This is a genomic window from Maribacter corallii, from assembly GCF_047345415.1.
Taxonomy (GTDB): domain Bacteria; phylum Bacteroidota; class Bacteroidia; order Flavobacteriales; family Flavobacteriaceae; genus Maribacter_C.
Genome location: NZ_JBLFEP010000001.1, coordinates 289,488 through 303,184, shown reverse-complemented (window position 1 = coordinate 303,184; position 13,697 = coordinate 289,488). Strand labels below are relative to the sequence as shown.

General features: G+C 42.1%; 10 protein-coding genes. 7 read left to right on the top strand and 3 right to left on the bottom strand.

What is annotated here, in order from left to right:
- Window positions 1-78 precede the first annotated feature (78 nt).
- The 4 genes from ACKWCA_RS01340 (at window position 79) to ACKWCA_RS01325 (ending at window position 3,388) form a co-directional block, all read left to right on the top strand.
- The gene (locus ACKWCA_RS01340) at window positions 79-564 is read left to right on the top strand and encodes a Cif family virulence factor (protein WP_413976333.1); all 486 of its coding nucleotides are present in this window, start codon (window positions 79-81) and stop codon (window positions 562-564) included.
- A complete protein-coding gene (locus ACKWCA_RS01335; protein WP_413976332.1) occupies window positions 561-1,160 on the top strand; it encodes a hypothetical protein in 600 nt (199 codons plus the stop codon). The genes ACKWCA_RS01340 and ACKWCA_RS01335 overlap by 4 nt, the downstream gene beginning before the upstream one ends.
- A gap of 67 nt (window positions 1,161-1,227) precedes the next feature.
- Entirely contained in the window at window positions 1,228-2,154 is a 927-nt protein-coding gene (locus ACKWCA_RS01330) for a YybH family protein (RefSeq protein ID WP_413976331.1), read from the top strand.
- A 142-nt stretch (window positions 2,155-2,296) separates the two neighbouring features.
- Window positions 2,297-3,388, top strand: a complete 1,092-nt coding sequence (locus tag ACKWCA_RS01325) for a serine hydrolase domain-containing protein (protein ID WP_413976330.1) — start codon at window positions 2,297-2,299, stop codon at window positions 3,386-3,388.
- Between the two features lie 39 nt (window positions 3,389-3,427).
- On the opposite strand, the gene ACKWCA_RS01320 is transcribed toward ACKWCA_RS01325, so the two are convergent.
- The 3 genes from ACKWCA_RS01320 to ACKWCA_RS01310 all read right to left on the bottom strand — a co-directional run bounded on the left by ACKWCA_RS01320 (window position 3,428) and on the right by ACKWCA_RS01310 (window position 6,950).
- The gene (locus ACKWCA_RS01320) at window positions 3,428-3,811 is read right to left on the bottom strand and encodes a DUF6597 domain-containing transcriptional factor (protein WP_413976329.1); all 384 of its coding nucleotides are present in this window, start codon (window positions 3,809-3,811) and stop codon (window positions 3,428-3,430) included.
- 161 nt (window positions 3,812-3,972) lie between these two features.
- Window positions 3,973-5,178, bottom strand: coding sequence for a serine hydrolase domain-containing protein (locus tag ACKWCA_RS01315; protein WP_413976328.1), 1,206 nt, complete (start codon window positions 5,176-5,178; stop codon window positions 3,973-3,975).
- 5 nt (window positions 5,179-5,183) lie between these two features.
- Window positions 5,184-6,950, bottom strand: a complete 1,767-nt coding sequence (locus ACKWCA_RS01310) for a serine hydrolase (protein ID WP_413976327.1) — start codon at window positions 6,948-6,950, stop codon at window positions 5,184-5,186.
- 701 nt (window positions 6,951-7,651) lie between these two features.
- Between ACKWCA_RS01310 and ACKWCA_RS01305 the strand changes: the two genes are divergently transcribed.
- From ACKWCA_RS01305 to ACKWCA_RS01295, 3 genes are all read left to right on the top strand, one after another.
- Window positions 7,652-8,344 carry a T9SS type B sorting domain-containing protein gene (locus ACKWCA_RS01305; RefSeq protein ID WP_413976326.1) on the top strand — a complete coding sequence of 231 codons (693 nt, stop codon included), beginning with the start codon at window positions 7,652-7,654 and terminating at the stop codon, window positions 8,342-8,344.
- 216 nt (window positions 8,345-8,560) lie between these two features.
- Window positions 8,561-12,649, top strand: coding sequence for a two-component regulator propeller domain-containing protein (locus ACKWCA_RS01300; RefSeq protein WP_413976325.1), 4,089 nt, complete (start codon window positions 8,561-8,563; stop codon window positions 12,647-12,649).
- A 765-nt stretch (window positions 12,650-13,414) separates the two neighbouring features.
- Entirely contained in the window at window positions 13,415-13,591 is a 177-nt protein-coding gene (locus ACKWCA_RS01295; RefSeq protein ID WP_413976324.1) for a hypothetical protein, read from the top strand.
- Window positions 13,592-13,697 lie beyond the last annotated feature (106 nt).

Genomic DNA, 13,697 nt, shown 5'->3' with positions numbered 1-13,697 from the left:
TCCTTTAAGCCGTTCGGCAATAGTAGTTTTAAGAAGCAACAACTTCTACTTTCTTTGGGGAAACAATACATAAAAAATATGATTTTAAAACTGACGAACATTGTAAAGGGCTTTTTGTTGCTTGCCCTACTCTATAGTTGCGGTTCATCGGGCTTGACGAAAGAAGAAGCAGTGCGGCATCAGGTCGCCGAGACGGGATCGGCTTTGAGGGAAGCCTTTAAATCGGGAGATTTGGAAACCATTAAGATGTACCATCATCCGCAGGTGACCAAAGCGCTGTCCTATACCAACCTTCAAAAAGGTCGCGAGGAAGTATTGAGGGGTTTAAAGGAAACCATGGCCAACTATGAGTTGGAATTTCTAGACGAGCGAGCAAAGGAAAAATTTATCTATCAAGGAGACTTGGTCATACAGCAAATGCGTTTTGCATTGCGACTTGTTCCTAAGAATGGGGATGACCCTTTTGTATTTAGGGGAAGAACGTTGTTGGTATTGCAGCGGTATGACGAAAGCCCTACCGGATGGGCAACACTTCACGAAATCATTCAACCTTTTGAAGAATGAAGGTCATCACTCTAGTTTTCTGCACGTTGGTTTCGAGTCTTGCCTTAGCACAAAAGACCTCGATTGTATTTGAACGAAATGGGAGACCTTCCCAAAAGGAGTTGCTCACAACAATTGAATCTTCCCGAAACCCCTTCAAAAAATTTATGGGGGAATGGACCTTAGCGAATGACATCTGGATCCAAAACTGGGGTGCTGCCACCGACACCTTAAAAATAGCGGACCATCACACCATTTCGAGCCAATTGAATACAGAAAACAGCCTGTTGTCCATTATTGATGGACCAGAACCCAATGGTCACATTTTCTGGGCATACAACCCGAACACCAAAGCGGTATCCCACTTGTCAAGTTTTGGGGAGATTCGAACAGGGATTGGGAATGGGACGATAGATGAAGAAGGAAATCTGTCACTAAAAATAACTTTTGAGGGAGAACCGGCCCATACCTACCGTAAGTATACCTACAATTGGATTGCCAAAGACGCGTATAAAATGCGCTCCGTTCAGTTTGATGCTAAAAACCGACCCACTGGACTCTTTTACGAAGGTGTTTTTGTTCGAGTAAAGTCTATGAGGACTAGTGTAGACGAATGAAAAAGCTCCTTGTCAACCCTTTGAATAGCCCAACAGATGATCTTTTAACCCTATAAATCCTTGTCCGATGATTAAAATCGTATTCGCGTTACCCTTCTTAGCACTGTTCGTGCACACTTTGAGTTTTTCCAATTGCGACCCAAAGACGGATAAGCCTATCGTCCGCCAAAGTCAAAAGTTTGCGGAGGTCCTACGAACGGAAAGTTTGGAAACTCTACAAAATATCTTTGATGCTGATGCCTATCTCTTGCCCGAATATCATCAAACCTTGCACGGACTTGATACCCTTTCCGATTACTATGCTGTTTTTTTTAACAAAGCGGAGACTGTTTCGTACGCCAAAGTACCCTTTGAAATTCAACAAATTGGAGAACTATACCTTGAATTGGGCACTTTTGAACATCGCTATAAAACCCCCAAAGGAAATCTTTTTGACTACAACGGAAAATACATGACTTACTGGAAACAACCAAAGGGAGGCCGCCCAAAGATCCTAGCTCATATTTGGGGAGCTTCAAGCTATTTCGAGGCCGATAACGTCAATTTTGTCAACGTTGAGGGCGATGATCCTAAGTTTTTTGTTCCTTCCACCGTATGGGAAAGACAAATTGACGAAGTGCGCAGATATGTCTACGAGGCCGTTTTACTAGGGGATGCTAAAAAACAGCTGGAAACCTATGCTGACGATGCCATTTATATGACCTATTATGATGCACCATTTAAAGGGAAAGAGGCAATTTCGAAGTACTACTATGCACACTACGATCCTGGGGCTAGTCGTGATTCTTTGATGACCAGAGCTGTAAACGTCGTCGAATTAGGCGATTACGCGTTAAAATTCGGTGAGTACTATGTAGAATGGACCCAAGAAAACAAACCCTATTATATACAGGGTAAAGGCCTGACCCTTTACAGAAGGAGAACCGATGGAAGGGTTGAGATTTATCGTCAGATGATAAATCACAGTATGCCGCCGACCTTAAAAAAAGAGTGAGGCCAATTGGATCACCAAAACCCGTTATTCTTGGGTTGGTCTATCATGCCCTTGAACCGCCTAACCCTTCTTTTGCAAGATTTCAGTAGTTTTTGCGTTAAACCTTTGCGTGCACTATACGTCCTATAACCAAAACAGTGCTATGAAAAATCTACGCCTACTCGGTTACATATGCTTTAGCTTGTTTGTCGCGAATTGTACAAAAGATTCGGATAGTGAAACCGTTACGCCAGTCGAAAGCGAGGTGCAGAGCCTCTATTTTCCGCCTATTGATTCGGATAGTTGGGAAGGAATTTCCCTTGAAGAATTAAACTGGAATGTCTCGGCCGAGCAAGAACTATTTGCGTTGCTGACCGAAAAGGGAACAAAGGCTTTTATCGTATTGAAAAACGGGAAGATAGCCATTGAATGGTATGGTGATAACTTTACTTCGAATACCCCATGGTATTGGGCATCGGCAGGAAAAACACTGACCTCCTTTACAACTGGAATTGCAGCGGAAGAAGGTATTTTAACCCTATCTGATAAAACCTCGGATTATCTAGGAAAGGGTTGGACAAGCATACCCGGCGAGAAAGAAGATTTGATTACCATTTGGCACCAACTGACGATGACTACAGGTTTGGACGAGACGACTTGGGACTGTAAAACACCGGATTGTTTGACTTACGTCGATGACGCGGGCCTTCGATGGTCGTATCACAATGCCCCCTATACCCTGATTCAAGATGTGGTTGCCAATGCGTCAATGACGACTTTCGAGAGTTATTTTACAAATAAATTGAAAAACAAAATAGGAATGACCGGTCAATGGGTTTCCGATGGTGGCAACAATACGTACTGGAGCAATGCCCGCAGTATGGCCCGATTTGGATTGTTAAACCTGAATAACGGTGTTTGGGAGGGCACACCCATACTCAATGACCCGGATTATCTTTCTGATATGAAAAACACTTCCCAAGATTTGAACAAATCTTATGGTTATTTGTGGTGGCTCAACGGAAAAGAAAGCTCAATGGCCCCCGGCTCGCAGCTGGTTTTTACTACGGAGTTGATTCCCAATGCTCCAGCCGACCTGTATGCCGGCTTGGGAAAGAACGATCAGAAACTATACGTGGTACCCAGTCAGAATTTGGTCGTCGTACGTATGGGCCAAGACAGTGGAGATGCGACTCTCGGCCCCTCAAGCTTTGATAATGAACTCTGGCGATTGATTTCGGAACTCATTCAATAATCGCTTTTTTGAGTATTATAAAAGCTTTAGAGAAAGCATCTAAGTTATTGTGTTTGAATGCGGAAGATAACAGCGCTTTTTTTTCATAGTGGTATCATTTATGGCATTGTTTTTTTGGAATATGAGCTCGGGCGCAATCACCTTGAATTTAATACCATAGCTTATTACTTTAGGAGGAATGACGATATCGACCTCGTTCGTCCAGAGTCCTGTTAGAAAAAAAGCGGTAATCTTTCCACGGAGTACTTGCACGATAAGTTTGAAATACCCGTCAGGACAAATGGTCACCTGTTGTGGTTCATCGGAAAGGTTTTTGGTTTCGAAATAAAGTGATACAAAGTCATGGAGGCTTTCTGAAGGATACACTTCAGAATACACATGATCGTCAGAGAGTGCCATAAATAGTTTTGATTGCTCAAACATATCGATCCACTTTTTTTCTCAATTGTATAAAATAGTCATTTTTGGTCTAATATGGTTTGATGCAGATTGACCTTCTGAAAATCGATTGGACTGGAATCTCCAAAAAACCATCTCGTTAAGATGACTTTTTTTGATCTTAGTTCTACCTCAACTTCGGAAGATTACTTTTCATTGTATGGGATGTAATTTTCCCATTTCCAAGAAGTATAGCTATCGCCGATGGTAATTTGTAGTAATTCTTTAAAAATACGTTCCGCATTGTCACTATTCGACATCAATAGTACGCCTGTATCTTTTTTTGGAAATAGAATGGAATAATGCTGGAATCCATCACTGTGTCCTTCTTTGAAAACCGCTTTTCCATAGGGTGTTTTGGTCATGAGGCCCCAAGCCATTCCATAATTAAGACCTATTTTTTCGTTTTCGGTAGAGGTTTCCAGAGATTCCGGTCCAAATTGCATTTTCGATGTAATTTCAATGGTCGGTTCAAACATGAGTTGGGTTATGGGTGAATCTTGGGATTCCAGTGCTAGTATATGTTCCAGAAATTTTGAATAATCCGTAGCTGTGGTTTCCATGGAGCCTGCAGCACCCGGCTCATCTTCTATGTCCTTAGGAATGACCTGTTGATCTGCGGTATGGCCATAACAGTACTTTTCTTCGAAACGTTTTTGCCATACATAGCTGCTCATATCCATTTGTAATGGGTCAAAAACCAGTGTCCTAGCAAGGGCTTCAAGATCTTTTCCTGTAATTTTTTGGATGACGATTTGAAGTAGACGAATACCCTCTCCTGAATAGCTGTATCTGGTTCCCGGGTCGCTATAGATCTGTATTTTTCCTTCCTCATGAAACTCCCCAATTCTGTTTATCCACCTCCAATTGGGAAAACCTGTAGTATGTGATAAGCACATTCGAGCCGTAATCTGTTCGTGTCTGCTGTCGTCTTGAAGGTTTTTGAAACCGCGCCATTCCTTTTCAAAATGTAGCTCTGGTAGAGGCTTGTCCAAATAATGTTGTAAAGGCCTGTCCAGATCAAGAACACCCTCTTCAACCAGATGTGCCACAAGATACCCGAATAAAGATTTGCTCAATGAAGCACCATAGAACACTTCATCTATTCTTAAACTGTCTTTTTTCTCGTAGTTCGAATATCCGAACGCTTTTTGATAGGTTAGGGTATCCTTATTGAAAACAGAAACGGTGATACCTGTAACGTTGGCCGTATCCACTAGTTTTTGAATCTGTGTATCTAAATCGGCAACCGAGATTTTAGAACCGTCCAAACGTTCGATTAGAATAGTTTTTGAGTTCGAGCAGCTAAGATGAAACAACGTGAATACTAGTAGTATTAATATGCTTTTCATAGGATCTAGTTGTTGGGGTTTACAGAATAAGGGGTGTAGTTAGCCCATTCCCAAGGCGTATATATATCTGCTATACCTACCTCAAGTAGTGCTTTGTAGATGCTTTCCCCATTATCGGAATTGGTCATGATCAAGATTCCTTTTCCAGACTCGGGGAACAGAATGGAGTAGTGTTGAAAACCATCTCCGTGGCCTCCCTTGGATACCGCTTTTCCATACGGAGTATCGAGATAGATCCATCCCAATCCGCAGCTCAAGTTAATACCTTCGTACTTGGTCGTGGTAGTTGTGGAGTTGGGTCCAAAATGTGCTGCGGAATGAATGCGGATTTGTGGACTGAAAATCTCATTGTAAGATGCTTCACTTAGAAGCTCTTCGGTAAGAACGGCCGTCAAGAATTTGACGTAATCACCCGAGGTCGTTTCCAATGTACTACCCGCCCGAGGCTCGTTGTCAGTGTCTTTCTGATAGGGTTCCCCGTCTTTTCTATGGCCATAGGCAAAATCTTGTTCAAACCGAGGTAGCCATTGATACGAAGAGTTCTCCATCCGCAAAGGTTTGAAAACAAGCTCTTGGGCAAGCGCTTCCAATCCTTTTCCAGTGAGTTTTTCCAATACGACCTGCAAGTACACAAAACCTTCGCCACTATAGCTGTATTTGCTGCCGGGCATATGATTGACTCTTAACTTTCTGTCCGACTCGTAAAACCGCCAATTGGCAAATCCCGTAGTATGCGCCAAGCACATCCGAGCCGTGATTTTGTGGTAGAGGGAATCCGTTTTTAAATCGGAATAGTTATCATGCCAACGTGTTTGCGGCTCATACTCATATATTTTTTTGGGTAGATATGATTCTAGGGGCGTATCAAGGTCAATAACTCCGTCCTCGACCAATTTCATGACCAAGACACTAAAAACGGCCTTGCTCAAAGAGGCCCCGTAGATATTAGTCGAATCGGTTAAAACGGTTTTCTTCTGAAAATCCTTGTAGCCAAATACGTTTTGGTAGACCGGTTGATGGTTATTAAATACCGCGACCGCCATGCCCTGTACTTTCGCATCTTTGACGAGTTGCTTAATTTTTGAGGTGAGTGAATCCGTTGTGATTGTAGTGCCATCCAAACGGACAATGGTATTTCTCTTTTGAGGAGAACAGTTTGAAAAGATGATTAAAAGGAGCAATAGCAGTATAGTGGCAGCACTCTTTCTGCCTTTGAAACGTAAAAATGGAATAGCCAGCGGATAATAGCATTTATACGATTTTACCGCATAAATGATATTGGCCAAAATCACTATGAGACATAAGGGAATAATCGAAATGAATAGAAAAAACCCCCATTTCTCTATGGTCAATAAGGCAATAAATGAAAGCACATATAACATCATGGCCGTAATCTGAAAATTGACGATCTGTACACCATGTTTATCATATATCGGGTTATCTTCCCTTTTGTGAATCCATAAAAACAATGGGAAAAGTACATTGCAAAAAGGGAGTACAAAACCTAGTAAAGGCGTGCTATGCAATAGAAGCAACCACTTTTTTTGTATGGCTTCTTCCTTTGGGTTGTCGAGATGCAACAGATCATCCACCTCAATATCAAGCGCAGAGGCTAACAATTTTATGGTTTGTAGATGAGGATTGACATCTCCCTTTTCTATACGTTGAATAGTGCGTACCGTGACTTCGGTCTTTGCGGAAAGGTCGGCTTGAGAGTAGCCTTTTAACTTTCTTTGATAGATCAGGTTTTTTCCTAGGGATTGATTTTGCATGGCATTGGAATTTGTTTGGTCCAAAGCTAGCGATATCCATTGGCAATATACACGACATTTAGGTGTCACCTTCGTGTCATATGGCCTTGAAATCAACTATTTCAAGGAGAAGGAACCACTTCGTCTAAAAATGGAGTTGAAATCTGTATTCCAATTGATCAGTTTGAAAATTCAGTAATAGATTCACGCCATCTTCTTTGAACACGAACTTTTTTCTGATGATGCCAATCGGTTGGGGCGTGCTCTAAATTTTTTTCCAAAAAATTGAATTTGAACGAATTATGTAGGATGTGAGCGATCAATTAGATGGACCAACCTGTCCAACATCAACCAAAAATAAGCACTGGGTATAGAATAAAGGGGAATACAGTTCGTTATTGATTACATTGAACCTAATCAAGGTTAAATCACTGTCCCTATACAGCGTTGGGATTCAAGGCGTTCTCTTGAATATAAATTTCTAACCAACACAGATATTATTTTTTGCTTGATCCAGCTGCTTTAAAGTGTTGGATTTTCGAGTGAATACTTAAAAATAAATGGGACTGGGCATCTTTTCAATACAAATTGTAAATACCTCCTTGGGGCACACTCCAAAAGGGAGACCTACGTATCCGATTCTATTTTACAAGACCAAATGTCCTCTTAAATCGAACGCCGAAAGCAATCAGAATAATCGTCATATTCCAATTTCGTTTTCTATGAAACCAAACCTTTTATTTCTATTGGCCCTCATTTTCGGGCTGCTGTTTTCTCGAGCCCAAGCGGGTGTTGGCACCTCATTACCAAATGCTTCCGCCGAGTTGGATATTGTAGTGAACGACAAGGGTGTTCTTGTTCCACGACTGAATATCGCCGATTTAGACACGGCCGCTCCCGTCTCGGCCACCGAAATTCAAACGAGCCTTTTTGCATACAATACCAATACCACCACTGGTGTAGTACGTACACTGAGTTGGGATAAACCTACTGCCACTAGGTCAGAAATAGTAGCCAATCCACAAACCGCAATACTCATTTCGTGGTGGAATAGTAACGAATGCCGTTGGAGGAGTGAAGGTGGAATCGTCGATACGAATGGTAAAACGGTATCTAAGTCGGTAGCCCGGAACTCCTATAGAATGTTTGCGTTTGTCAGGGTGAACGAGGGTATCCAGCCTGAAAACTTGGAAACCTATACTGTAGTCACACCCAATGATGATAATAGAAATGATTATTTCTACCTTGAAGGTATGAAGAATCTCATCAGTAATAAGGTGAAAATTTTCAACAGATCGGGTGTGAAAATATTTGAAACCGATGACGGCGATACCTATAGAAACGTATTTAAGGGCCTTTCCGATGGTCGCGTAACTATCGAGAGGGGAGCGCTATTACCAAGTCACTTATTTTAATATCATAGCTTATGATATAGAAAAAATGAGGGTTGACAGTGCTCTGGTCGAACGAAATGGTTATCGGCACCTGAATTAGGGAATGTATTGAAACTATATGAATCGATACCAAACCGTTCTTATGCAAAGTGGAGAGTATTTTTTATTTTGACATCTTATTGTTATTTTTAAATCTAATCATTTTCTTGTCGTAATGACTTCTAAAATGCCCTACAGTTGATAGTTAAAACTGGTGGTTCCAGTAGAAATGGACAGGTCGCTTTTATAAGTAGAGGTATGCTCTATGTATACCTTTTTTTAAATGTGACCATCTTTTACGCCCAACGAAAGTCCAAGGTACTTCGACTAGAACATAAGATCCCTACCCATCAATTCGAAAAGATTCCCATGGTGCAAGATACCCTTGGGTATATGTGGATTGGAAAGATCGACGGAATCAACAAGTATAACGGTCACGAATTCAAGTCGATTCCTTATGAAAGTATCTTTCACCAAGAAATAGGGGACGATATGGTCCAAGGTATCGCCAAGAATGAAACCGGGGTACTATGGATCCGATCAGAATTAGGTTTTGTCTCCCGAATGAATAGCCAAGAAGATTTTAGCCCGCAGTCCATTGAAGGTGCCCCTCTTGAAGACTATCGCATAAAGCGCATGCTTCCTGACGGAAATAAAATCTGGATGGCTACCCTCGACGGGAAGCTCTTGCTCTTTGATTCAGATAACGATACTATTGAACATGAACACCCCCTCCCTGGACATTTTGATAGTTTTGGCAGAATAATGAGAATGGTGAAGAATGGGGCCGGAAAGCTTTTCTTGATCAAAAGAACGGGAGAATTGATTATGTATGACACTCAGTCAAATACCTCTGCATATATTGAGATGCCCAAAGAAATGCCAACAACCTTCTGGACGGATATCGCTTTGGACAAGCGCGGCCGGATTTGGATTGGCACGACAGCTAAAGATTTAGGGATTTTGATATACGACCCGGAACGCAAAAAATTCATACAAGAGGAGATTCTGAGCCAAGAAATTCTGCAGGCGACCAAGACCTCTTTTTTTGTCCTCACTTGTGATTTTAAAGGGAATATCTGGTTAGGTACCGACCCGGACGGATTGTTCAGAATCGACCCCGAACGAAACCAGTTGGAAATCCTAACCTACAGTATCTTTGATTCGAACACCCTGAGCAGCAACTCGATCGGTGATTTGTATGAAGACGATAACCGAAATCTTTGGATTGCATGTGATTATGGAGATATCAACGTGATTTTGAGTGAGGATACGGATTCGAAAGTGAGCAGCTATTCCGCTGCACTGTACAACAAACCTGCACGGGTACGATCACTTTTGAAATCACAAGACGGGTCTCTCTGGTTTGGGACGGAAGGTAGGGGAATTTTGCGAGTGGATCCAGATACTGGTGGTAAGGAGGCCTATCTCGTAGCAGATGATTATAGCAGTGGACTTTCTGTGCAAGTGGTTTTTGAAGTAGAAGCGAACACGATTTGGGTGGCGACGCTTGGCGATGGTCTTTGGGAGTTCGATAAGAAGAGCAAGAAAGCGGGTCGCTTTCCTATAGCTGATAAACAAGGAATGCGCGCATCCATTATTCATGAAATTTATGAAGACCGAAAGGATAGGGTTTGGGTATTGACCGAAATGGGTTTTTTCGTGTATTCGAAAAAAGGGGTGCTTTTGGCAGAATATAGTGGGGCGTCTTTCAGTACAGATCGATCTCAAGGAAGAGATGTGGTCGAAACCAAGGAGGGCACGCTTTGGATCAGTGCTAAAAATGGGGTTTATAAATTTAAGGAGGATGCTACCGACCTTAAAAAATCGGATTTTGAATACTACGATATTTTTAGCAAGAGAGAAGTGGATCCTGCATTTAAAGGAATCAGGATCATAGACGTGGATAATGAAGGAGTGTTGTGGTTGGTCAGTTATAATGGCCGCTTGTACTCTTTTGATACGAATACAAAGAAATATAGTGATTATACGCATATAACGGCAATTGAGCGTATCAGTTTTCAATCCGTTGTAGCGCAGGACAAAGACAATATATGGCTGGGCGCAGTCAACGGGCTCTGGCGCTTGAATCCGAATACGGGAGACTATAGTGTTTTTTCCAAGAACGACGGTTTTCTCGATTCAAGGTTCTTGGCAGGTTCGTACAAGGATGACGAAGGCAGGTTCTATTTTGCGAGCCTAAGTGGAGTTAACTATTTCGATCCCGATAAGCTTGAAAAAGCCAATACCGATGCTCAACTGGTTATTGAAGGTATCCAGATCTTGAACGAACCGGCACTCTCGGTCATTCCGGATCAGTTGACCCATGGAATCGCCAATGTCGACCGAATTGCCCTCACTTACGAACAGTCCTCCTTTTCGATAGGGTTCTTGGCCCTTGATGATGTGCTTTCACCAAATTACTTTTACTCCTATCGTTTAAAAGGGTTGGATGATAACTGGGTCACACCGCTGAATTCTAGAACAGCCTCGTATACTAAGGTGCCTGACGGTACCTACGAGTTTCAGGTACGGGCCGGTACGGAGGCAGGGTCGTGGGATATCCCTCTAAGAACTGTCAACATACAGATCTCTCCCCCAATTTATAGACACCCGTTGGCATATCTGGGATATGTTTTAATGGTCGTTGGTCTGTTAATTGCCCTGGTTTGGTGGTTGCGATTTCGACGTAACGTGGAGCTACAACAACTGAAGTATGAGGGAGATAGGCAACTGTACCAAATGAAAATGGACTTTTTCTCCAAGATTTCCCATGAAATTCAGACGCCTTTGTCTTTGATCTTGATTCCTGTCGAGAATATGCTGCAATCAGCTACTTTGAAGAAGAGCCCCCCAGTGCAGAAGCGTTTGCATATGATTTCCCACAATGTGAAGCGCCTCTCCCGTATTGTTTTTGAACTTACGGCCGTCCGAAATAAGGAAATAGGAAAGTTGAAAGTCAGTTTTGCCCAAAGTGACCTACGAACCGACCTTATACGAGTGAAGAACTCATTCGATGAATTGGCCGACCGTAAAGATATCAACTTCACCTTCAAGGTGGACGGTAATGATTGGGGTGCCGTCTATGATTCGGAAAAGCTTGAACATGTCTTCTATAACCTGTTATCGAATGCTTTTAAGTTTACCCCTAAGGGAGGGAATATTGAAATCGCGTTAAAACGTGACAGTAGGGGAGAGAATGCCTTGATTTCTTTTACGAATACGGGCGCTGCGATATCCGAAAAGGACCAGAAGTATATTTTTCGGATGTTTTATCAAGGGGAGGAGGACCAAGAATCGGGTACCGGTATCGGCCTGGCCCTTTCCAAGGAACTTATGGAGCTCCATCAGGGAACTATTATGGTCAATTCGAACCAAGGGATTACTTGTTTTACGGCGATGTTGCCTTTGCAAATCCAAGCGTCGGAGGTAGCCACTATCGCTCCTGAAATTGAAAATAAGTCAGATATAAGCAGGCCGGTGGTCAACATACAGCAGGCAGATGATACCCTATTAAATGGCGACTTCGACAAGACCGTATTAATCGTGGAGGACAATTTTGAACTACGTGACTATCTCAAGGATCTCTTTGGGGGATATTACAATATCATTCTGGCGAGCGACGGGGTCGAAGGTTATCAACTAGCGGTAGAGCAGCTTCCCCATTTGATCGTAAGCGATATCATGATGCCCAAGAAGAACGGTATAACTTTGGCCAAAGAATTACGTGATACCAAGACCACTGCCCATATTCCCATTATCCTTATGACGGCCGAAGATAACCCGCGGAACCGGGTTTCCGCGTTGCGTGCCGGGGTCATCGAATATATGGCCAAGCCATTCAGTACGAATGAATTGTTGTTGAAATCACACAATATCATTACAAGGGGAGAGCGTCTCGTCAAGAAAATAAAGGCCGATTTGATTGTTTACCCATCCAAACCAACGGTCAAATCGAAAGACGAGGTTTTTTTGACCGATCTAGTGGGTCATATCGATACTCTAATGGAAGATTCAGAGTTTCGCGTTGATGAGCTTTCCAAACTGATGCATATGAGCCACTCGTCGCTCTATAGAAAATGCCAGGCCCTAACGGGTAGGACCTTGGTGGAATTCGTTAGGAGTACGCGTATTAAAAAGGCTGCCATGTACTTGACCGAGACGGATTATTCCGTAGCTGATGCCGCCTATGTCGTCGGTTTTAATGATGTAAAGTATTTTTCGAAATGCTTCAAAAAAGAACTTGGAAAAAGTCCTGCCGAATATAAGAAGGTACCTGCAGAGTGAGGTCTGTGGCATATTTTGGTAAGGCCAGTAATCTTTAGGGTCGGTGTGGCCTTATGGAGTAAGTGTCAAAAATGACCCCCATTTTTGCCGAAAATGTGACCATAGCGCTGATGTTCCGAAAAAGAGCATTCAAAACCACTTAAATACCTTGTTTTTAAGAAGTTACTTTTTTGTAATTTCTTAAAATGAACCCTATTGTTTCCTAAAATATCCCCTTTTTAAGAAGGAAATTTACCCAATTTTGCTTCATCTAGTTTTTTAGTGATTGGCAATAATGCAGGGGGGCGCTTAAAATATAAAAGTAGCGGTTTCTACAGTCGAATTCTACAAGTTTGACAAACCGTAAAATGTATTTTGGTTTCTCTAAAAAAACAATCGAGCAATAACGGATCGTCCCTCTGTATTAACTCACTGTTGGCAATCTTTCAAATACAAGCGATTCTTCTCTCCGCTTGTCTATTTCCTCATTCGATTTTGTAGAAAACGCTTTTTTTGGATTTATTGAAATTCCTATAGCATGACGTTTCACCAAAAGGTGCCGTTTTGATTCTATGACGGTTGCAAGCTGCCTAAAAATTAGAAGCGACCAATTGTAAGGTAAACTAAAAAATGGTTTTCTTTTGAGATGGCTCGATTCACTTCTGGGACGGATATATCAGGGCGGCACCTATTTTGTATGAGGAGTAAAGAACCTTTGTTGTTAAAAAATTGTTAATTTAAATAAAATTAGGTATTTTTCAAGGTCTTAATTAACCAACCAGCACGATGAATACTTCAGAAAAATTGTTTGCCTCAAGGGTTCTTTTCGGATCTTTGACCCTTTGTTTGCTAATGATTAGCTACGTAGTGTATACCGAGTATGCGACCGACATTCAGAATGAATTGTTCGATGCCCTCACGAAGACCTTTCCGAATTTAGATCGGGAACTTGCGGGACTCTAGTTTAAAAAGGACATCTTTGAAGGTCACCTATAGCCCGGGTCAATAGGGAATTTCTGTTGTGTGCTCAAAAAAAAGAGGACCCTTCATATTGAAGGGCCCGGTTTAT

Excerpts from the sequence above, each read along its gene's own strand:
- ACKWCA_RS01310 (WP_413976327.1), bottom strand. The coding sequence starts at position 6,950 with ATGCAAAATCAATCCCTAGGAAAAAACCTGATCTATCAAAGAAAGTTA.
- ACKWCA_RS01320 (WP_413976329.1), bottom strand. The coding sequence starts at position 3,811 with ATGTTTGAGCAATCAAAACTATTTATGGCACTCTCTGACGATCATGTG.
- ACKWCA_RS01305 (WP_413976326.1), top strand. The coding sequence starts at position 7,652 with ATGAAACCAAACCTTTTATTTCTATTGGCCCTCATTTTCGGGCTGCTG.
- ACKWCA_RS01340 (WP_413976333.1), top strand. The coding sequence starts at position 79 with ATGATTTTAAAACTGACGAACATTGTAAAGGGCTTTTTGTTGCTTGCC.
- ACKWCA_RS01295 (WP_413976324.1), top strand. The coding sequence starts at position 13,415 with ATGAATACTTCAGAAAAATTGTTTGCCTCAAGGGTTCTTTTCGGATCT.
- ACKWCA_RS01325 (WP_413976330.1), top strand. The coding sequence starts at position 2,297 with ATGAAAAATCTACGCCTACTCGGTTACATATGCTTTAGCTTGTTTGTC.
- ACKWCA_RS01335 (WP_413976332.1), top strand. The coding sequence starts at position 561 with ATGAAGGTCATCACTCTAGTTTTCTGCACGTTGGTTTCGAGTCTTGCC.
- ACKWCA_RS01330 (WP_413976331.1), top strand. The coding sequence starts at position 1,228 with ATGATTAAAATCGTATTCGCGTTACCCTTCTTAGCACTGTTCGTGCAC.
- ACKWCA_RS01315 (WP_413976328.1), bottom strand. The coding sequence starts at position 5,178 with ATGAAAAGCATATTAATACTACTAGTATTCACGTTGTTTCATCTTAGC.